We start from the raw sequence: 20,667 nt of genomic DNA on the forward strand, positions 1-20,667 counted from the left end.
GCTCTTTGCATTTGAGTTTGCAAGCAGCGCAGCAAAGCTGGCCGCCCCTACAATCCGCGCCAAACTGATGGAGCCCCCAGCATGTCTGCGCCGATTGATTTCTACTTCGACTTTGCCTCGCCCTACGGCTATATCGCCTCCGCCGCGATCGACAAGATCGCCGAGCGGCACGGCCGCGCCGTCAACTGGCATGCCATCGTGCTGGACGCCAATTTCACCTCGCTGGAGCGCATCCGCATCCCCAGCAGCGTGATGCGCAGCGAGTACATCAAGCGCGACGCCGAACGCCTGGCCGCTTACGAGGGCATTCGCTACAAGACGCCCTCCACCCTGGGCCTGCACACCGAGCAAGCGGCGCGCATCTTCCACTGGGTGAACGACCGCAGCCCCGAGCAAGGCCGAGGCTTTGCGCAACGTGTGCTGCAAGCTTACTTCGTCGATGACCGCAATATCGCGGCGACCGAGGTGCTGCAAGAGATCGCTCTTGAGCTGGGCGTCTCGGAGGAAGACTTCCACGAGGCCAGCAGCGCCTCCGCCAGCCGCGCACGCCTGAAGGCCGAGGTCGATATGGCAGAAGCCCGCGGCGTCTTCGGCTCCCCCTTCTTCATCGTCGAGGGCGAGCGTTTCTGGGGCAATGACCGCCTGCCTCAGTTGGAGCGCTGGCTGGCCAACGGCCCCTATTAAGGCGAACTAAGACTGGCCGCTGCCCTTACTTGGGCAGCAGGCCAGCGGCCAGGCTGCGCAGTGCGGCTGCATCCAAGGTCTTGCCCGGCTGAGCCTCGCAGATCTGCGCCACCCGCTTGAGCAGGCCGGCGGCAAAGCGGTGGGCGGCGGCCAGCGTTTCTTCGTCGGTGTCGTAGGTATCGTAGGCCTCGACGGCAACGCCGCTGTCGGAGGCGAGATGCTTGACGTCGATCTTGCCTGAAACGTTGCCTTTGGCGTTGTTGTTGGGGGGCGTGCTGGCCATGTTGAACTCCTGTTATCGGGCGCTTACTGTAAGGGCTGGGGCCGAGCAAGGCGCACACGCAGCGCACAAGCCCATGCAACGTACATCCCAGGCACCGGGGGTCAGGTCTTGCCAGCTGCGCACCAAGCACGATGAGCCCCCTAAGCTTGGGGGGCTCTGGGCCGCAGGAATCCGAGGGCTCTGTCGAATTTGCCACGCGGCCCTCGTCTTTGCGCGATCTACGCACAAATAGCCTTCACGTCACGGACGCCTCTGACCGATAGCCCCACTCACGGGGAGCATCTCGACGACTGCAAGAGAACAGCGCGAGATCTGTGAGGAGTTAGAGCTATGTCTTTCAGTCAGCCACTGGGCCTGCCGCAGCCCTTCAAGGTGCCCGAAGAATTCACCCGTTTCAAAGCCGCCAAGGGCGAAGGCTATTTCAGCCATCATGGCCTGTGGGCCCCGGGTGTGCGGGTCTTCAGAAACATGGGCTTCAAGGCCAAGGCCAGCGTGATCTGCCTGGGCTTTATGTTGCCGATGCTGGCCTTGATGATCTGGCTTTTGCAAGCGCTCAGCGAGCAAGCCATGCAGTCCCGCATGGACGCCACCCGCCAGCATGTGGAAGTGGCGCACGGCATTCTGAGCTGGGCCTATACCCAGGAAACCGATGGCAAGCTAAGCCGCGAGCAGGCCCAGACTCTGGCCAAGCAAGAGATTGCCAAGCTGCGCTACAACGAGCGCGAGTACTACTGGATCAACGATATGCAGCCTCGCATGGTCATGCACCCGACCAAGCCCGAGCTGGATGGCAAGGATTTGTCGAACAACAAAGATCCCAATGGTTTCGCCCTCTTCAACGCCTTCGTCGCCAAGGTCAAGGAGTCGGGCAAGGGCTTTGTGGCCTACCAATGGCCCAAGCCGGGCAGCGACAAGCCGGTGGACAAACTCTCCTATGTGCAAGGCTTTGAGCCCTGGGGCTGGATCGTGGGCACTGGCATCTATATCGACGATTTGCGCGCAGCCACCTTGCGCCGGGTGGAGTTGTCGGCGGGGATCGCGGCCTTTGTGCTGCTGGGCACCGGCTATCTCTTCCTGAGCTTTTACCGCGTCATGAACGGCGGCCTGGTGGAAACCCGCCGCCATCTGCAGGCCATGAGCAGCGGCGATCTGACCACCACACCCAAGCCCTGGGGGCGCGATGAAATCTCCCAGCTGATGCATGAGCTCAGCGAGATGCAGGGCTCGCTGCGCGAGATGGTGCGCGGGGTGCGGGCCTCCAGCCACAAGATCCTGCACTCCAGCAGCGAGATCACCCACGGTGCAGAAGATCTGTCGGCCCGGACCGAACAAGCCGCGGCGAACCTGGAGGAATCGGCCGCCTCGATGGAGCAGATCAGCGCCACCGTCAAACAGTCGGCCGCCCTCACCGCCGATGCCTCCCAGGTGGCGCGCCGCAATGCCGATGTGGCCCGCGACGGTGCTCGTGTGATCGAGGAAGTGGCCCAGACCATGGACGGCATACGCGGTGCCTCGGCCCGCATCGGCGAGATCATCGGTACGGTGGACTCCATCGCCTTCCAGACCAATATCCTGGCCCTGAACGCCGCCGTCGAAGCCGCCCGGGCCGGCGAACAAGGGCGCGGTTTTGCGGTGGTGGCCAGCGAGGTGCGCATGCTGGCCCAGCGCAGCGCCGATGCGGCCAAGGAAATCAAGGGCCTGATCGGCAGCAGCGTGGAGCAGGTCGAGACCGGTTCGGCCATCGTGCGTCGCGCCGGCCAAACCATGGCCGACATCGTCAGCGCCTCCCAGCAGGTGGACCAGGTGCTGGACGAGATCGCCGGTGGCGCCCGTGAGCAAAGTCTGGGCATCAACCAGATCGGTCAGGCCGTGGCCGAGTTGGACCGCATGACCCAGCAAAACGCCGCCCTGGTCGAAGAAACCGTGGCCGCCGCCGCCGCCATGCAGCGCCAGGCCCAAGGGCTGGCCGGCCAGGTCGAGCGCTTCAACTTGCCCTGAGGCCAGCGCCGGCGGCAAGCCGCTCAGCCTTCGTTCAGCCTTCGCTCAGCTTCAAGCGGCTGGCGGTCACCTGGGAGATGCAGCGCAGCAGCTCCACTGGCTCGATGGGCTTGTGCAGCAAAGGCACCTGGCCCAGCTGGGCCAGGGCCTGCTCGCTGAGCAACTCCCCGGTCAGCACCACCAGCGGGATCGTGCCCAGCAGCTCCCGCACCAGCGCCTGCACATCGAGCGCGGTGCAATCCTGGGGCAGGCGGTAGTCGCTCAGCACCACATCGGGTTCGCGTTCCAGCTCGGGCAGCAGCTTGCGCAAATCGTCCAGCGACAGCGCGCGTTCATGCAGGGCGCCGAAAGCATCCAGCAAGGCCTCGGTGGACTGCATCACCAACTCATCGTCTTCCACCAGCAAGACAAAAAGGTGGGACAGATCCAGGCCACGCAGATCAAAGTCACCGCCGGTCGGTTCGCCATCCAGATTGATCTCGCCCAGGCCCGAGCTCGGCAGGCTCAGGGTGAAGCAGCTGCCCTGACCCAGGGTGGAGCGCAGGCTCAGGTGGTGGTCGGGCAGCAGGCTCAGAATCGCCTTCACGATGGACAGACCCAGGCCCACGCCCCGGTCCCCCTCGGGTGGCCGGCTCTGGGCTTGGAAGAAGGGCTGGAAGATGGCTCCGCTCTCAATCATCTCCGACGCGATGCCGATGCCGTTGTCCTCCACCGCCAGCTGCACCTGCTGCTCCAGCTGGCGCGCCCGCAGGCACACAAAAGCCCCGCCCGCCGGCTGGGCCGAGCGGTACTTGATGCCGTTCTGCACCAGGTTGAGCAAGAGGCGCTGCAAGAGCTGGCGGTCGCTGCGCACAAACAGCAGATGCGGCGGCTCCAGATCCAGCAGCACCCGCACGCCCAGATCCTCGGCCTGCGGCGCCAGCTGGGCCAACACGCTTTGCAGCAGCAGCTTGAGCTCAAACACCGCATAGCTGGGCTGGGTCAGACCAGACTCCAGGCGCGAGATGTCGAGGATGGCATTGAGCTGCTCACGCATCAGCCGGGAGGAGCGGCGCGCGATCTCGATCAGCTGCTCGGTGCGCCGCATATCGCCGGCCTTGGCTGCCAGGTAAGCGGGCTCCAGCGCCGTGCCTATGGCTTGCAGGGGCTGGCGCAGATCGTGCACGGCGCTGGCGATGAATTTGGATTTTTCGCGATCGCGCTTTTCCGCCAAGCTGCGCAGACGCAGCTCGCGCCGCAGCGCCGCCTCGTTCTGCAGTGCCGAGTCCTGGCCCTCGCGGTGTCGCAGCGGGTCAAACAAGAGCACCGCCCCACCGCCCGCCCGCGCCGCCGCATCCAGCGCCAGCTTGGCGTCGCGCAAGAAAGAGGCGCCATGGCCCTGGCCATCGTCGATACGCACGGCGATATCGATCTCGACCGGGATGTCCTTGCCCTGCAGATAACTGCCTTGCAGCAGCTCCTGCAGGCGGCGGCAGTCCTGCAAGACCGCCTCCACGCTCAGGCCCCAGTACAGCAGGCCGAAGCAATGGCGGTTGAGCAAGGCCACATTGCCGGCCGCCTTGGCCGTGGCATTGAGGCGCTGGCTCAGGGCCAGCAGCAGGGCATCGCCCAGGTCCTGGCCCTGGTAGATCACCCGCTCATCAAAATCGCGCACCTGCACCAGGGCCAGGGCCGTGCCGCGCTCGCCCACATTGCGCATGCGCGCCAGGGTCAAGTCCAGCATGCGGATGAAGGCGCTGCGATTGGGCAGATGGGTGAGCGGGTCCAGCAAGGCGCTTTCCTGCAACTGCTCGGCCAGAAACTCCGCCCGCATCTCGTCCACGATGGCCTGCACATGCCAGGCCAGGCGCGCGCCCAGATAGGCGGCAGACAAAAGCCGCAAGCCACGCGACTCCAGATAGACCCCGCCCATCATCCCCGCCCCACGCTGCACACCAAAAGCCGCCACGCTGGCAGGCCGGCGCGACGCAAAATAGGCGTCCGAGCCCCAGGCCAGCTGGCGATGTGGCTCGTTGAGGCAGACAAAGCGGCCGCCGGACCAGACCTCGTGCAGCAAGGCCAGGGGCAGCACGGCCTCGCTGTCCGCGCCCAGAGGCATGCGCACCAGGGACACGGTTTGCTCGGGCTGGCGCTCGCTGACCAGGGCCGTGCTCAGGCCCTCCACCAGCACCACCACCCGGTCGACCGCAAACTCCTGCAAGAGCGCCGCGAACTTCTCGCGCAAGCTCATGCCCACCGGGCGCGGCGGGATCTGCACCCGCTCATCCAGATCGACCAGCAGCGCCGCATGCTGGCGCAACAGGCGGTCGCTGATCGCCGTGGCACCCCAGCTCAGGTAATCCTGGTAGGCACGCTGCAGCAGCTCCAGCGCCAGCCGTCGATGGCCTTGGGCCAGATAGAACTCGGCACTCAGCTCGGCAATCAAGGCGCGGTCGTGCAAGAAAGCGCTGGCCTGGACCAGCCGCTGGGCGCGCTCAAAAGCCTCCCAGGCCTGCACCACCTCGCCCTGCGCGCTCAAGCACATGGCCTGGGCCAGGGCCAGCTTGTGGGCGAAATTGGCCGGCGCCATCTGAGCCCAGACTTGCAATCGCTCCAGCAGGGCTTGGATGCGGGCAGCGCTTTGTTCGTCGCTAGTCACGCGCAGCTCACACAGCAGGGACAGCAGCACATGCTCCACCGACAGCAAGGTGGCCACGGCCGTCATTGCATAGTCCTGCGCCACCCGGCAGGCTTGAAAGGCCTGCTCCCAATCGTGCCGATGCCAGGCCAGCCAGGCGCGCAAGACATGGGCGGTGAACAGGGAGAAATGATTGTTGGCGGCCATCAGCTCGGCAATGTCCACCCGCTCGTCAAAGACGCGCCCCTGCAAGCTCAGCCGGGGCTGGGTGTCGCTTTGCAGCGCCAGCAAAAACTGCAGCCAGACCTGGCAATGCCGCCAAGAAAAGTCATGGCCAAACTGCCGCACGAGCTTGGTATGCGGCTCATGCAGCTGCAACAACTCGCCCAGGGGCTGCAAGCCCCAGGCCTTGTCGCAATAGAGGAAGGAGGCATAGCCCATGTACTCCTGGTCGCCACACAGCAAGCAGGCCTCCAGCGTGTCGAGCAGAGGCCGCAAGGAAGCCTCGGCCGGCAGCTGCCAGTGGCGCAAGAAGCCGTAGCCCAGGGCGCTGACCTTGCAATGCAAGCCCTCGTCCCCCAGGCGCTCGCTCAAGACCAGGGCCAGCTCGCTGGCGGCAAAGCCCTCGGGGTTGCGGCCGATGCCGCACAGGGTCAGGCCGTAATTGGTGAAGGTGATAGCCGTCAGCGGCGAGCTGGGGTGGGCATCCGCCAGGCCCACCATGGTCAGGATGACCCGCGCATACATCTCGAAGGAGGTGATGTAGGCGCAGGGTGTCAGCCACACCAGCAGGCGCAGGGCTGTGTCCACCCGCGGGTTGCTGGGCTCACCCAGGGCCAGGCTCTCCAGCGTGGGCACCTGCGGCCACTGGGCGGGCGGGATCAGCGCCGCCAATTCCACGCCCAGCAAGGCCAGGGCCTGCTGGCCCAGGGCCAGGGCCTCCACCATCTGATTGCGTGCCACCAGCCCTTGGATGCGTAACTCGAACACCCGCGCGCTGGGCACGGCGCCGAGGGCGGCATCCGCCACCCACCGATCCAAGCCGGCACACAAAGCATCCAGGCGGCCGAAATCGGCGGCCAGATACGCAGCCTCGGCGGCCTCCCAGCAGATCTCAAAATAGCCCAGGGCATCGCGCGCCTTGTCTTGTTCTTCCAGCAAGGCCAGGGCATGGTTGAAGTGCGCCAGCGCCGCAGCGGCCGCCCCGCCGCGCCTGGCCTTGCGGCCGGCCGCCACGTTCAGGCCCATCACCCGCTCGCGCTCGCTGGCGCCCACCGCGGCGGGCCCGGCCTGGTTGAAGTGCAACACCACCTCGAACAAATGCTCTTGCAGCAGCAGGTCGGTGTCGTAAGCGGCCAGCAGGGCACGGCCGATCTCGGCGTGGCGGATGGCATCCCGCTGCTGGCCCACCAGGGCATGGGCGGCGAATTGCACGATGTCATGCGCCAGCTTGAGGCGCGGCAGCTCCACCGGGCTGCCCAGGTCCAGGTCCTCCAGCAGCAGGCCGCTGGCCAGGGCCGGCCACAGCTGGGCCAAGACCTGGCTGCGCCCACGGCCCAAGGCGGCAGCCAGAGTGTCCACGCTGAAGGCGGCGCCCAGAAAGGCGGCGGTGGACAAGGTCTGCCGGGTCGGCGCGGGCAGCTGGGCCAGCTGGCGCGCGGCCAGCTCGGCGCTGTGGCTGCCCTTGAGCAACTGGGCCGCCTGGGTTTGATCGATCAGCCAGCACTGGCTCCGCGCATCAAAGCCCAGACAGGCCTTGCGGTGCAGCTCGCGCAAGGCCAGCAAGCTTCCCAAGGGGTTGCCGGCCGTGCTGCGGTAGACCAGATCGGCCAGCTCATCCTCACGCTCGCCCTCACCCTGGGCCGCCACCAGCTTGGCCGCGGCCAGCAGGCGCAGCAGGTCTTCATGCGTCCAGGCGCGCACGCTGACGCGGCGCAGCTCGGCCCCATCGGCCTGCAGCTCGGCCAGGGCCAGTGGCAGGGCATGACCCTCGCCCACCGCCTCGGGCCGGTAAGCGGCCAGCAGCAAGAGATGGCGGATGTCGGCATCGCGCAGCAGGCCGCGCAGCAGCTTGAGCGAGACCGGGTCGGCCCAATGCACATCGTCCAGCACCAGCACCAAGGGCTGCTCCCGCGTGGCCAGGGCCGCCACAAAGCGGCGCATGAGCAATTCCAGGCGCATGCGGCTGGCCTCGCCCGACAAGCTGGGCGGCGGGCTCTGCGGGCCCAGCCAGCGACTCAGCTGCGGCACCGCATCGATCAAGACCTGGCCCAGGCCTTGCAAGGCCGCCAGCACGCGCTGGCGCAGGGCTTGCTGGCGGTGCTCGGTCTCGGCCAACAAGCCCTCCACCACCGCGTCCAAGGCCTGGCTCAGGGCCCAGAGCGGGCGGCTGTCGCCGAACTGGTTGAACTTGCCCATGCCGATGCGAGCGCCATGTTCGGCCATCACCCGGCAGGCATCGGCAATCACCGCCGTCTTGCCGATGCCGGCCTGGCCGTCCAGCACCAGCAGCAAGGAGCCCGGTCGCTTGCCTGGCACCGCGCTTGGCAATTTGGCAGCAGCGCTTTTTGCCCCCTCCGCCGTCAGCTCTGCACCCAGCTCCTGCGGCACGCCAGCCACCTCGGCATAGGCCGCCATCAAGACGGCCAACTCGGCCTCCCGACCGAGCCGCGCCTGCGGCAGATCCAGCTCGGGCGGCTGGCCAAGGTCCAGACCCAGGGTGGCGGCAGCGTCAGCACCATCCACGTTCTGCAGCTGCGCCCGGCAGCGCGCCAGGTCCATCAGCACAGGCCCTGCATGCTTATAGCCCTGGGCCGTACCCGCTTGCAGCAGGCGGTTCAGCAGCAGGCGCAGCGGCGGCGGCAGGGTCGCCAGGCGCTCGGCGTAGACATCGGGCGGGGGGCCGGTTTCGTGATCGTGGGCGGCGGGCGCAGCGGGCAGGGCAAGCGGCTGAAGTTCGGCAGCGAACAAGGCCTCCAGGGTCGCGTCGCTGAGCTCGGCCGAGCCGCTCAAGCGGGCGCCGCTGAACATGCGCAGCAGCAGCCGGCCCAGGGCGCGCAAATCATGGGCATGGGTGAGGACGGCGGCCCCCGCCACCGCTGGCGCCGCACGCGCAAAGCGGGCGCGGCCGAAGCTGATCAAGGCCAGCTCGGCGCCACCCTCTTGCACCAAGACATGCGAGGCCTGCAAAGCCCCGTGCACCACGCCACGCTCGGCCAGGCCGGCGAGGATCTGCGCCAGCGCCTCGGCCAGACGCAGAATCTCCTCCAGCGGCAAGGCTGCTGCCGGGCCAAAGGCCTGGGCCGGCGCATGCGCGTCCACATAAGCCGCCAGATCCTGACCCGGTAGCCAGGGCACATTGAGCACCAGGCCATGAGGCTGGGCCGTCAAGGCCAGGGGGCTGGCCACACCGCGCAGCTTCAGGCCGGTGCAGATCAGAAAGTGCTGGCGCAAACGCCGACGCGCGGCCTCGCCACCCTTGCCCCAGGCGGCCAGCTTCTCGAACAAGACATGGCCCGAAGCGTCCTCAACACGGCGGGTCAGCAACTGGGTCCCAAAGACCTGGGCAAACGCTGAAAACTCGGCAGACTCCACAAACACCCCCCTCCAAGGTCAAGGCCCTGCTTCAAAGCAAGCAGCCCGCCTGTTTGGAGGAAAGTCTGGCGGCATTCGGCCCCCAGGCCAAGCCCCTAAATCGACTCTGGCCGGGGCCAGAGCCCGCTTCAGCCGCCCAGCAAATCCAGCAAACCGCTGGCGCGACGGGTGCGACGCCCCAGCGCCATTGCGAAGCCGGGCGCCCAGCCCGTCACCAGGGTGAAGGCGCTGCGGGCTCGGGTGATGCCGGTGTACACCAATTCACGCGACATGACATGGCTGGCCCTGTCGGGCAAGACCAACACCGTGTGCTCGAATTCCGAGCCCTGGGACTTGTGCACCGTCATCGCAAACGCCGTTTCCACATCGGCCAGGCGGCTGACCGAGACCGAACGCAGGGTCTGGCCATCGAGGAAGAAGGCCCTCAGCGCAAGACCTGAGCTCGCGGCAGCCCCAGGCTCAGCAAAAGGCTTGAGCACGATGCCAATATCGCCGTTGAACACGCCCAGACCCGTGTCATTGCGGGTCACCATGATGGGCCTGCCGGCATACCACTCGCCGGACTTGCTCAGCAAACCTTGCTGGATCAAGGCGCCCTCCACCGCCGCGTTCAGGCCTTGCGCGCCCCACTCACCCTCGCGCACGGCGCAGAGCAGGCGGAAGCGTTCAAAGGCCTTGATCACCGCGCAGGCCCAAGCCTCGAAACCAGCCCGATCTGGCGTGCCCGGACCTTGGCGCAAGAGTTCCAGATAGGCGCGGTAGCCGCCGGGCGCACCGACACGGCCGCGCTCGGCCAAATGCAAGACCTGGGAAGCGCTGGGCGCTTCCAGCCAGAGCAAATCAGGTGTGCCCTGCTTCAGCAAGGCCGCGGCCGCCTTGCCATCACCTCGGTTGGCCGCCAGGGCCAGCTGGCCGATGGGGCCGCCAAAGCGCCGGCTCTCGCGCAGCATCACCGTCTGCTGGGCCAGGGGCTTAGGCGCCAGCAGCGGCGGCAATAGATAGTCTGCAGGCAAGGCCTGGCCCGTCGTGGCCAGGGCAAAGGCCGCCGTCTCTGCCGAGTAAGCACCCGCCTGCGCATCGCTGCACAGATCACCCAGCACCGCGCCGGCCTCCACCGAGGCGAGCTGATCCTTGTCGCCCAGAAAAATGACGCGAGCCGTGGGCGGCAGGGCTTCCAGCAGGCCGGCCATCATCTCCAGATGAATCATGGAGGCCTCGTCCACGATCAACACATCCAGGGCCAACGGATTGGCCGCATCGGCGCGCAGCTTGCGGGTGTCAGGTCTTGCCCCCAGGAGCGAATGCAGGGTGCGCGCCGCCCCCAAGGCCTGGGCCAGCTCGGCGCGCGGCAGGCCGCAATCGAAGTCGGCCGGAATATCCTTCAATGCCGAGGCGATGGACTGCTTGAGCCGGGCCGCCGCCTTGCCCGTGGGCGCGGCCAAGCCGACGCGCAGATTCTTGGGCCGGCTGTCCTGCGCAAACAGCAGGGCTAGCAGGCGAGCGGCGGTGTAGGTCTTGCCCGTGCCCGGCCCGCCGGTGATGACGGCAAAGCGGCCCCGCAAGGCCACGGCACAGGCGAACTTCTGCCAGTCAAAGGCCTCGGTGGGCGGGAACAAAGCATCCAGACGCTGGCGCAGCGCGGCCTCGTCCAAGGCCTCATTCGCCGACGCACAACGCCTCAGCACCTGGGTGGCCACCCGCTGCTCATAAGCCCAGTAACGGCGCAGGTAGAGCCGGCTACCGCGCAAAACCAGCGGTGTGTTCGTGGCCTCGCTGTCTGCACCGCTGTCGACCAGAACACTGCCGCCAATCTGGCTCAGCCAATCCGACAAGTCCTGCGGCAGATCCGCCAGCTGGGCCTGCAAGGCCGTCGTGCCCTCGACGGGCCAGCTCAGCAAATCCTCGGCGTCCTGCAGCAGATGGGCCAGGTCCAGGCAGCTATGGCCCCGCCCTTCCAGATGGCTCAGCAAGGCCGCGGCCAAGAGCAAGGCGGGCGGCGCGCTGGGTTCCAGCTCTTGCAAGAAAGCGGCAAAAGCCGGGTCCAGGCGGCGCAGCCAGCCCGCTTCGCGCCAGGCCTGCAGATTCTTGATCAAGGCCGCGCTCATGCCGCTTGCTCCTGGCTCAACAAAACATCCTCACGGAACAAGGCATCGAGCTTCTCCAACAGCGCCAGCGGCGGCTCCACCGTGTAGCAGCCTCGGCCTGGGTGGCCAATGCCGCGCAGAAAGAAAAACACCGCCCCGCCCAGATGCTCGCCCGGCTCATAGGCCTCGCCCAAGCGGGCGCGGAGCAAGCGATGCAGGGCCAGCAGATAGATCGCGGCCTGCACCTCGTAGCGATGCTGGGCCATGGCGGCCTCCAAATTTGTCAGCTGATAGTCGGCGTCAGCATCGCCCAGGGCATTGGACTTGTAGTCCAAAACGTAGAAGCGCCCGCCCTGCTCAAACACTAGGTCGGCAAAACCCATCAACATGCCCCGCAGCTCGCGCTGGGGCAAGGCCGGGCGGGCATGGCCGTCCAGCAGATGCTGACGGCAGAGCTGGTCCAAATGACTGGCCAGCAGGCCCTCACTCGGGAACCAAAACTCCATCTCGGGCAGAGGCCGCTGGATCTGGTCCAGGCTGGCACCCACGCCGGGAATCACGGTGGCGCAGACCTGGCTCAGCCAGGCCAGGACCGCCTCGGCATGCCCGGCCCACAGCCCGCGCTCGCAACGGCGTGTGAGCTGGGCACGCAGCTCGGGCGAGTCGCTGAGCGTTCCGCCTTGCGCTGCTTTCTCGCTCATCAGCCACTCCAGCTGATCGTGCAAGAAATTACCGGCCAGGGCACCACGCGGGAAGCTGTGCCAGGGGGCGGGCGCGGCCTCGCTTTGTGCTGGCTCGGCCTGCACCGTCTCCGGCGAAGTGGCGGCTTGTTCGGACTCATCCTCACGCGCTGCCGCCACGGTCACAGCAGTCGCCCCTCCCCCCGTATGTGGCAAGGCACGCACCAGGGCGGAGAAGCTGCCAATCGTCCAGCGCCGCTCAAACTCCGCCTCATAGGGCTGCAGCTCCCGCAAAGGAGGCGGTGCCTCGCGGGGCAGCAAGCGGCCGGGCAGAGCAGGCTGGCCCGGCATCGCCAGCACCTGCATCTCTGCCTGGTCTTGGGCCAGCAGATTCACCTGCTCGGCCAGGCCTTCGCCGCTCATTTTGTGCGGCCCGGCCAGCAGATAGCCCAGGGCGCTGCGATGGGCCGTGCTGTCCTTGCCGCCGCGCAGACTGATGGCGGCGATACCCAGCCACAGGCTGTGGCGGGCGCGGGTCAGGGCGACGTAGAGCAGACGCAAGTCCTCGCGCTGGCGCTCACGGTCGGCCGCCTCGATCAGCTCGGGCGTGAGCTGCAGATGCAGCCTGGCTTCGCCTTGCTCATCGGCCACCTTCACATAGCTGCTGCGCCCGTCCACGCCGCGGAAGGCGCAGGCAAAGGGCAAGAACACCAGGGGGTACTCCAAGCCCTTGGACTTGTGCACCGTCACCACCTTGACCAGATCGGCATCGCTCTCCAGGCGCAGCACCTGCTCCTCGCCGCCGCGCAGGCCGGCGCTCTCAATCTGGCCGGCCAGCCAGCGGATCAAGGCCTGCTCGCCTTCCAGCTGGCGGCTGGCGCTTTGCAGCATCTCGGCCAGATGCAGGAAATTGGTCAGTCGGCGTTCGCCATTCGTTTCCAAGCCCAGCAAGCCGCCCGCCTCGCCGCTTGAGGCCAACCAGCGCGCCGGCAGATCCAGCAGATGCAAGGTCTGGCGCAGCATGGCCAGCACGCCTTGCGCCCGCCACACCTGGCGCAAGGCCTTCAAATCCTCGCTGCGGCGATCAAACACCTCGTCGTCCGCCGCCAGCACGCTCAGCTCGGCCAAGCTCAGGCTCAGCATGCGAGTCGCCAGGGCCGCGCGCACCAGGCGGCTGTCCAGGGGCTGGGCCACGGCCTTGAGCCAGCGCAAGAGGTCGCCCGCCTCCACGCTCATGAAGACCGAGTCCTTGTCCGAGAGGTAGACCGAAGCCACGGCGCGCCGCCGCAGCTCGCGCCGCACGGCGGCCGCCTCGCGCCCGGTGCGCACCAGCACGGCGATATCGGCCGGCCGCAGGCGGGTGAAGGCCTGGGTCTCGCTGTCCTGGAAACCGGCTTGCGCATCGTTCAGCAAGTCCACGATGCGCTGGGCGCAGTGGGCGGCAAACAGGCGCTGGCTGCTGCCGCCGTCGCGCAGCTCGGCGTCCAGCGCCAGGCTGAGCGCGGGCTGGGGCCCGTCCGAACACACAAACTGCTGCTTGCGACCCTTGGCGGCCACGGCCTCGAAAGGCAGGGGGTTCTCGTCCGGCCGGCGGAACATGAAGGCGCCCTCGCCCACCCGCTGCTCGGCCCGCTCAAAAACATGGTTCACCGCCTTCACCAAGGCCTGGGTGGAGCGGTGATTGGTGCCCAAAACATAATGCCGCCCCTCGGTGGCACGGCGGGCTTGCAGATAGCTGTAGATGTCGGCACCGCGAAAGCCGTAAATGGACTGCTTGGGGTCGCCGATCAAGAGCAGGGCCTTGTCGCTGCGATGCTCGGCGATGCGGTAGAGCCGATCAAAGATGCGCAGCTGCAGGGGCGAGGTGTCCTGAAACTCATCGATCAAGGCCACCGGGTACTGGGCCAGCATACGCTGGCGCAGGCGCTCGGCGGCGGGGCCATTCAATTCTGGGTCCAGCGCCCGGTCCAGGCGGGTCAACATATCGGCAAAGCCAAAAGTACCGGCCTTGAGTTTCAACTCGGCCAGACGCTGCTGGATGCGCGCCGTGGCGTGCAGCCGCGCCAGCGCTGCCAAGTCGGGCAGAGCCTGCAAGGCCTGCATCAATTGCTCGAAGGCGGCGAAGTGCTCGGGCAGATCAAAGGCAGCATCGGGCTTCCAGGCCTTTTCCATGCCCTCGGGCGTGAAGCGGGTCAGGCCGGTCTTCATGTCCGGGTAGGTGGCGGCGTCGGTCGCGCTGCTGTCTTCCCGCGCCCAGGCGGCCAGGGCGGAGAGCCAATTGCTGTAATGCTTTTGGTTGAGCGAGCGCTTGTCAAAGGGGCAGTTCTTGAGGGCGTAAAGCTCATCCAGCCAACGCTGCATTTCCGCGGCGCGAGCCTCCCAGCCCTGCTTCAAATCGCCCAAGGCCGTGGCGCGCTGCAAGCTCACTTCTTCGATCAAAGCGCCCAAGCTGCCCTCGCCCGCGCCCTCGGGCATGGCGAAGTCCAGCAGGCCGCGAGCATCCTTGGCCAGGGCGTCGACGTGCGGCCAGACGCTCAAGGCCTGCTCCAAGTCGGCGGCGCGCAGCGGGTACAACTCGCTGCGCCAATAGTCTTGAGCGGCCAGGACTTGCAGCTCGCCCTCATTGCCTTGCAGCTCTTCGTCAAACAAGCAGCCGCTGTCAAAAGCATGCTCGCGCAACATGCGCTGGCACCAGGCGTCGATGGTGTGCACGGCCGCGTCGTCCATGCTCTCGGCCGCCAGGGCCAGGGTCCAGGCGGCACGCTCGCGCACGGCGCCTGCCGGGTAGGCTTGCAAAAGATCGCGCAAAAACTCGTCGTACTCGGTCTCCTCGCCCTCGCCGCGGAAGCAGCGCGCGGCCTCCAGCAGGCGGGAGCGGATGCGGTCCGACAGCTCGCGCGTGGCGGCGCGGGTGAAGGTCATCACCAAGATTTCAGCGGGCAGCAAGGGGCGCTGAAAGGCCGTGGGCTCGGCCGCGTCGGCCGCCTCCCCATGGCCCAAGACCAGGCGCAGATAGAGAGCGGCGATGGTCCAGGTCTTGCCCGTGCCGGCACTGGCCTCGATCAGGCGGCTGCCCCAAAGCGGGAAGCTCAGCGGGTGGAGTGCGTTAGTCATCGCTTAACCTAGATTCGGCAGTTGGGCGCGGCCGAAGGGGTCGCTGGGCAGTGCGCGGGCCAGGCGCGCCGACGAAGTGGGCTGATGCCCACGAGGAGAAGCAACGCAGTCCGCGTGCTGCCTAGCGAGCCAGGCGGCTGCGCAGCGCGGCAAGCCGTATGGCGAAGGTCCTTGACCGGGTCAAAGGTAGTAGGCATCAATGTTTCCAGATCAAATCAAGCGGTCAACTGCCGAATCTAGGTTAGTCCTCGCTGCCGTGCAGCTTCAGGGTCACGCTGCGATGCATCCACTGCAGCAGGGGGTCGAACAAAAGCCGGGCGTAATGCTCAAAGCGGCCATCGGCGCTGAGGGCCGCAAAGTCTGGGTAAGTGCGCGCCAGGCAGGCCTCTTCGCCCTCGCCGCTCAGGCCGCCAAAGCCACCGCCCTCGTAAACCTGGGCCACATCGCGTTGATCGGCCACAAAGGCCAGCGCCGTCTTGGCCGCGAATGGCAGGGGTTCGTCCATGCCCTGCTGCCAGGTTTGCAGCAAGGCGTTCAGGCATTCAATGGCTTCTTCCTGCGGCAAGGGGTTGACCTGGATAGAGGCATCGCGCCCCACCAGCACGCCCAGGGCCGGCTCGCCGCAGGCGCTGGCCACCAGGCTGCGCAACCAGGGGGCCAGCAGATGATCGGCGCGCGGTGTGCGGCTTTTCTCGTCGGCGCAGAGCCGGCTGGGCGAGAGCGTCAGCCAGACCAGCTGCTCGGCCTCGGGCGCGGCTTGCAAGCCGTCTAACCAGTCATCCAGATGCACGGTGGCGCCCTCCTCCGTCTCGGCCACAAAGTGCAGGCGCGCCATCGCCGCTTTGACGGGGAAGAGCGACTGCAGCTCCACCCAGGCCTTGAGCATGGGCAGCAGGGTGACGCCCAGCTGACGCTCGGCACGCCGCCCCATCTCGCCCAGAGGCAGGCGGCCGGCGGCTTGCACGCGGCGGGTTTGGGCCTGAATCAAATCGCCGAGCAAGGCTTCATCGGCATCGGCTGCGTCGTCACCCAAGGCCTCCAAGCTCATCAAGACCTCGTGGCTCAGCTCGCTCAGCAGCGCCCATTCGTCCAGGCCGCCCAGGCCAAAGGCCTCGTCGTCTTCCAGGGCCTCTTCCTCATCGCGGAATTGCACATCCAGGCGCTGCTGAAAAAAGCTCTTCACCGGGTTCTTCAAGAATGCCGTCAAGGCCGCCAGATTGAGCGGCAGCTCAGGCGAGCCCAGCTCGACCTTGCCTGCCAGAGGCGCGGTTTCACCAACGCCGTCCGTCTGCGCATGGGCTTGGCGCCACTCGCGGGCGAAGGTGAACAAGTCGCGCTGCTGGGCCGCGTCGTTCTTGAGCTCGAAATAGCTGCGGCTGAAAGGCTGCAGCGGGTGCTGCACGGTGCGCGCCGCCACCTCGGCTTCGCCCCAGCCCGAGGCCAGGTAGTCGCGCAGCTGCGAGACCAGCACCGAGGGCGGCTGCTCGCTGTTGTCGCGCACGCTGCGGCCGCTCCAGCTGATATAGAGCTGCTGGCGGGCCGAGAGCAAGGCCTCCAGGATCAGCTGGCGATCGTCGTCCCGACCCGAGCGGTCGCCGGGGCGCTGCTGGCCGGGCAGGCCCATCAGGTCGAAGTCGCTGCGGCTGCTGCGACGCGGGTAGTCGCCGTCATTCATGCCCAAGAGGCAGACCAGTTCAAAGGGCACGGCCCGCATGGGCATCAAGGTGCAGAAGGTGACGCCGCCGGCCTTGAAGCGGCGGTTCAAGGTGGGCAAGTCCATGCCCGTCAACCAAGCCTCGCGCGCCACCGGCAGCTCGATTTCATCGGCAAACTCGGCCGTGTCGCAGGCGTTCAGCCATTGCGTCATCGCTGTCTGCAAAGCGCCCAGGGTCTGGCGCTCCTGCTCGTCCTGCGCGAGGAAAAAGTTTTCCATCAGCCAGCGCCCGCGCTCGGCCCATTCCAGGGGCGCAACCGGCGTGGCCGCCAGTTCCCACCAGGCTTGTAGCGCACCCAGCAGATCGGCCAGGCAGCCGGCCAGAGCGGCGTCCAGGCCTCCCACTTCGGAGTAAGCGGCAATGCCCTGGAAGGCTTGGTCCTGGGCCGTGGTGTCACCCACCGCATAGCCCAACAGGATGCGGCGCAGGCCAAACACCCAGCTGTTCTGCTCGCCACAGGCGGCCAGGCCTAGCTCCGCACGCTGCGCCTCGTTCAGGCCCCAGCGTATGCCCGCACCTTCCATCCACTGGCTCAGCCGAGGTAAATCGTTAACGCTGAGGCCGAAGCGCGCAGCAAGACCTGGCACATCCAGCAGATCGCGGACCTCGCTCAAGCGACAGCGCTGCTGGGGCAGGCGTAGCAACCACTCCAGCGCGATCATGAGGGGGTTGTGGCCCCGGTCCTTCAGGTCGGCAATGTCGAAGGGGATAAAACGTTTGTCGCCCCGGCCGTACTGACCGAAGACCGAGCGGATGGCGGGGGCAAAAGCGTCGATGTCCGGCACCATCACGACGATGTCACGCGGCTGCAAGCCTCCTGCAGCCAGCCGCTTGAGCAGCTGGTCTTGCAGGATCTCGACCTCGCGCTGGGCGCCATGGGCGATGTGGAAGACGATGGAGCGGTCGGCCGCGTCAAGCTGCACCGGCTCATGCTCGGCCAGGGGCACGAGGTCGCGGATGCGGGCCTGCACCTGGCCCAGCCAATGCGCCCCCTCGCCTTCATCAAACAGATCGATCTTGGCCTGGGCAAAGCGTTCTTGCGCCTGCAGCGCGTCGTCAAAGGCGTCGAGCTGGCGCACAAAGTCGCGGCCCTGTCGGCCCCAGCTGGCCAGCAGGGGGTGGGCGTGTTGATGCATGGCCTCCAGGCCCAGCTCGGCCAGGTCCAGGCCCTTGCGCAGGGGCTGGCGGCGGCGGCTTTGCTTGAGCAGCTCGCGGCCCTCGATGATGTCGGCCCAGTGGTAGCGACAGGGGTTGGGGATGGCCAGCAAGACCTGGCAGCTTTCAGACAAGGCGGCCAAGGCCTGCAAGGTCTGCATGGGCACATGGGTCATGCCAAAGAGCACGACGCGCCGGGCCATGGGCGCGACGGGCCTGCGACCTGCTTGCAAAGCAGCCACAAAGCGCTGGTGCAGCTGCGGCCGGCTGGCGGCGCGCTCGGTGGCACTCAGGGGATGCTGCAAGGCGCGCCACAGCAGGGGCTGCCAGCTTTGATCGGCCGGCAGGCCGGGGCTGGTGCTTGGGTCCTGGCCAGTCTGCTGAATTAAGACGTCATGGCCCTGGCCCCAGGCGTCCAGCCAATCGCTGCGATAGACCTGGTACTGGTCAAACAAATCGGCCAGGCGCTGGGCCAGCTGCAAGCGCCGCTCCATGCCACCCAGGCGCAAGAAACCGGCCAGTGGTTCAAAGCCCGGCTGCTCTTGCAAAGCGGGCAGCAACTGCATCAGCCGCCAGGTCATGGGCAGCTTGTCCAGCAGCGACTCGGCAGGCACGGCCGCCCGTCCCAGCAGCTGCCGGTAGGCCCGCCACAAAAACCGCCCCGGCAGCTCCACCCGGGTGGCGGCGCAGATGCCGGTCTGCGTGGCCAGGGTCATCTTCAACCACTCGGCCACGCCATTGCTCTGCACCAGAAAAATCTCTTCCTCCAAGGGCCCCAGCGGCTGGCGCCGCAACCACTCAAACACCGCCTCGCCCAGCAACTCGGCACGGTTGCCGTGCAGGACGAGGAGGCCGGGGGTGATGGGGGTGATGGGGGTGGGGCCAGGAAGCTCGGCAGTGGCCGGGGAGCGGTCGGTCATGGATTTGGGGGCAACAAAGGATGTTGATGCAACGATGTTTTGGCGGCTAGCGGCGGGTGGCGTGCGTGCGCGAACCTAGCTTGGGGACATTGTCGGGCAGGGTTTGGCTAGGCCAGCAAGCTCTGGACATCTTTGTGCAGAGGAATGGCAATCATCACTGACAAGCTGGCGGGAGAGCCGCGAGGAGCAGTCGTCACCAAGGGATGGCCATAATGTGCCGCTGCGCTGCGGAGACTTCGAGCGCTCCCGCTCACGGCCCACAAACCTTGCCATCGCCCTTTTCGGAGTTCCCATGAAGATCACCGTATCCACCCTCGTCAAAGCCCCAATTGCCGAAGTCTGGCGCGCCTACAACTCGCCCGAGGACATCAAGGTTTGGAACACCGCCTCGCCGGACTGGCATACGACGGCGTCCAGTGTGGATCTGCGGGTGGGCGGCAAGTTCTCATCGCGCATGGAGGCCAAGGACGGCTCGTTTGGCTTTGACTTTGCGGGCGAGTACACGGCCGTGCAGGCGCCGACCCATCTGGCCTATCGATTTGGCGACCGGGTCGGTGAGGTCGGCTTCTCGGAAGGCCCTGCGGGCGTCACCGTGAGCGTCACTTTCGACGGTGAGAACACCCACAGCGAAGAACAGCAGCGCACGGGCTGGCAGGCAATTCTGGACAGCTTTGCGCGACATGTAGAGAAAAAGCAGAGCGGCACGCCAAACTAACAGGCCTCAGCCCCGGGCTACTTCTGACCCCAAGGCGCCGGTGGCGCGGCCACCTCTCGCTGCAGATCAAAGGCGACCTGGAAGCGCCGGTCCGAGCCCTCGCGCCTGAGGGCATAGACATAACTTTTATCATCCACGGTGACGGTCCAGACATTGCTGGCGGCACCCGGGATGAGGGCGGCCGTGTGAGCGTCGGCAAAGAACTCAACGCTGGCGCCCTTGATGGTGCCGCGTGAGTCACCACCATATTGGGTGATGGCGTCTTCGCTGCCATCGGCATGGCGGTGATCATGTTTCAGGCGCAGGCCCTCGCTGCTGCGAGTGAAGACCCAGGTGCGGGAATGATCCTCGCCCACATGGAAGGGCACGCGGATCTCGCTTTCGCTGCAGCTGCGTACCTGCATCAGCAGCTGCTTGCCTGCCATATCGGCATCGCGCGCTTGCGGATTGAGCAGCTGCCCCTGGAAGGACTTGCCGCAGAGCTTTTGCAAGGCCTGCCAAAACGCCTCTCCCGGTTTGTCACCGCCCTCGGCGGCCAGGGCCAAGGCCGGGGCCAGGCTCAGCATCAGCAGGGCCCAAAGACCCGAGCGTTTCTTACCCGAGCGTTTCTTCATTTCAAAAACTCCGTTGAGATCGATTCAATTCACGAGCGCGCGCGGGAGGCCGAGCGGCGATTAGGGCTTGGGCACCGTGCGCCTGAGCTGAGCGGCCTCGGCCACCCGATGCAAGTCCAGAGCTTGGGGCTCGGGCGTGGCTTGGCGAGAGCTTTGCGCGACCTTGGCCAGCATCTGGCCCAAATCACCCAGGGCGCCAAGATCAAGATCTGCTGTGGCTGGTGTGGGCTGGGGCAGATGAAGGCTGGCCAAGTCCATGGGCTGGGCAGCGGCAAGTTCCTGCGCGGGTGATAGACCCGGCAAATGGATTTGGCCGAGGTCAAAAGCCCCGGACTCGGCATTGGCCTCGTTCACCTTCAGGTCGATGTGCAAAAAGGCGGCCAGCTCGGCCCGCTCGCGTTCGGCTTGCGCTTCGCGGGCCAGACGAGCGGACTCTCTGGCCAAAGCGGCTTCAGCCTCCTGGGCTTGGAGCAGCGCAGCGCGTTCAGCCGCAG

General features: G+C 66.6%; 10 protein-coding genes. 3 read left to right on the plus strand and 7 right to left on the minus strand.

Annotated elements, in window-relative coordinates; translation table 11 throughout:
• Window positions 1-81: 81 nt before the first annotated feature.
• Window positions 82-684 carry a 2-hydroxychromene-2-carboxylate isomerase gene (locus DBR47_RS04755; RefSeq protein ID WP_124447449.1) on the plus strand — a complete coding sequence of 201 codons (603 nt, stop codon included), beginning with the start codon at window positions 82-84 and terminating at the stop codon, window positions 682-684.
• Window positions 685-709: 25 nt separating this feature from the next.
• On the opposite strand, the gene DBR47_RS04760 is transcribed toward DBR47_RS04755, so the two are convergent.
• Complete coding sequence (locus tag DBR47_RS04760; protein ID WP_124447451.1) at window positions 710-967, minus strand: hypothetical protein; 258 nt, start codon at window positions 965-967, stop codon at window positions 710-712.
• 330 nt (window positions 968-1,297) lie between these two features.
• Here DBR47_RS04760 and DBR47_RS04765 point away from each other — a divergent pair, with 330 nt between their 5' ends.
• The gene (locus DBR47_RS04765; RefSeq protein ID WP_124447453.1) at window positions 1,298-2,965 is read left to right on the plus strand and encodes a methyl-accepting chemotaxis protein; all 1,668 of its coding nucleotides are present in this window, start codon (window positions 1,298-1,300) and stop codon (window positions 2,963-2,965) included.
• A gap of 34 nt (window positions 2,966-2,999) precedes the next feature.
• Here DBR47_RS04765 and DBR47_RS04770 read toward each other — a convergent pair whose 3' ends face one another.
• From DBR47_RS04770 to recC, 4 genes are all read right to left on the minus strand, one after another.
• Window positions 3,000-9,176 carry an AAA family ATPase gene (locus DBR47_RS04770; RefSeq protein ID WP_124447455.1) on the minus strand — a complete coding sequence of 2,059 codons (6,177 nt, stop codon included), beginning with the start codon at window positions 9,174-9,176 and terminating at the stop codon, window positions 3,000-3,002.
• Window positions 9,177-9,304: 128 nt separating this feature from the next.
• A complete protein-coding gene (gene recD / locus DBR47_RS04775; protein WP_124447457.1) occupies window positions 9,305-11,281 on the minus strand; it encodes an exodeoxyribonuclease V subunit alpha in 1,977 nt (658 codons plus the stop codon).
• Window positions 11,278-15,054: an exodeoxyribonuclease V subunit beta gene (recB, locus tag DBR47_RS04780; RefSeq protein WP_124447459.1), complete on the minus strand. Its 3,777-nt coding sequence runs from the start codon at window positions 15,052-15,054 to the stop codon at window positions 11,278-11,280. Before recB ends, recD begins: the two co-directional genes overlap by 4 nt.
• 241 nt (window positions 15,055-15,295) lie before the next feature.
• The gene (recC, locus tag DBR47_RS04785) at window positions 15,296-18,844 is read right to left on the minus strand and encodes an exodeoxyribonuclease V subunit gamma (RefSeq protein WP_124447461.1); all 3,549 of its coding nucleotides are present in this window, start codon (window positions 18,842-18,844) and stop codon (window positions 15,296-15,298) included.
• Window positions 18,845-19,136: 292 nt separating this feature from the next.
• Between recC and DBR47_RS04790 the strand changes: the two genes are divergently transcribed.
• Window positions 19,137-19,559: an SRPBCC domain-containing protein gene (locus DBR47_RS04790; protein WP_124447464.1), complete on the plus strand. Its 423-nt coding sequence runs from the start codon at window positions 19,137-19,139 to the stop codon at window positions 19,557-19,559.
• 17 nt (window positions 19,560-19,576) lie between these two features.
• Here DBR47_RS04790 and DBR47_RS04795 read toward each other — a convergent pair whose 3' ends face one another.
• Window positions 19,577-20,173 (minus strand): hypothetical protein, encoded by a 597-nt coding sequence (locus tag DBR47_RS04795; RefSeq protein WP_197046869.1) that lies wholly within the window; start codon window positions 20,171-20,173, stop codon window positions 19,577-19,579.
• 60 nt (window positions 20,174-20,233) lie between these two features.
• A partial coding sequence (locus DBR47_RS04800) for a hypothetical protein (RefSeq protein ID WP_231512124.1) occupies window positions 20,234-20,667 on the minus strand: 434 nt, incomplete at its 5' end.

Origin of the sequence: Paucibacter sp. KBW04 (genome assembly GCF_003852425.1) — a bacterium.
Classification (GTDB): Bacteria; Pseudomonadota; Gammaproteobacteria; order Burkholderiales; family Burkholderiaceae_C; genus Paucibacter_A.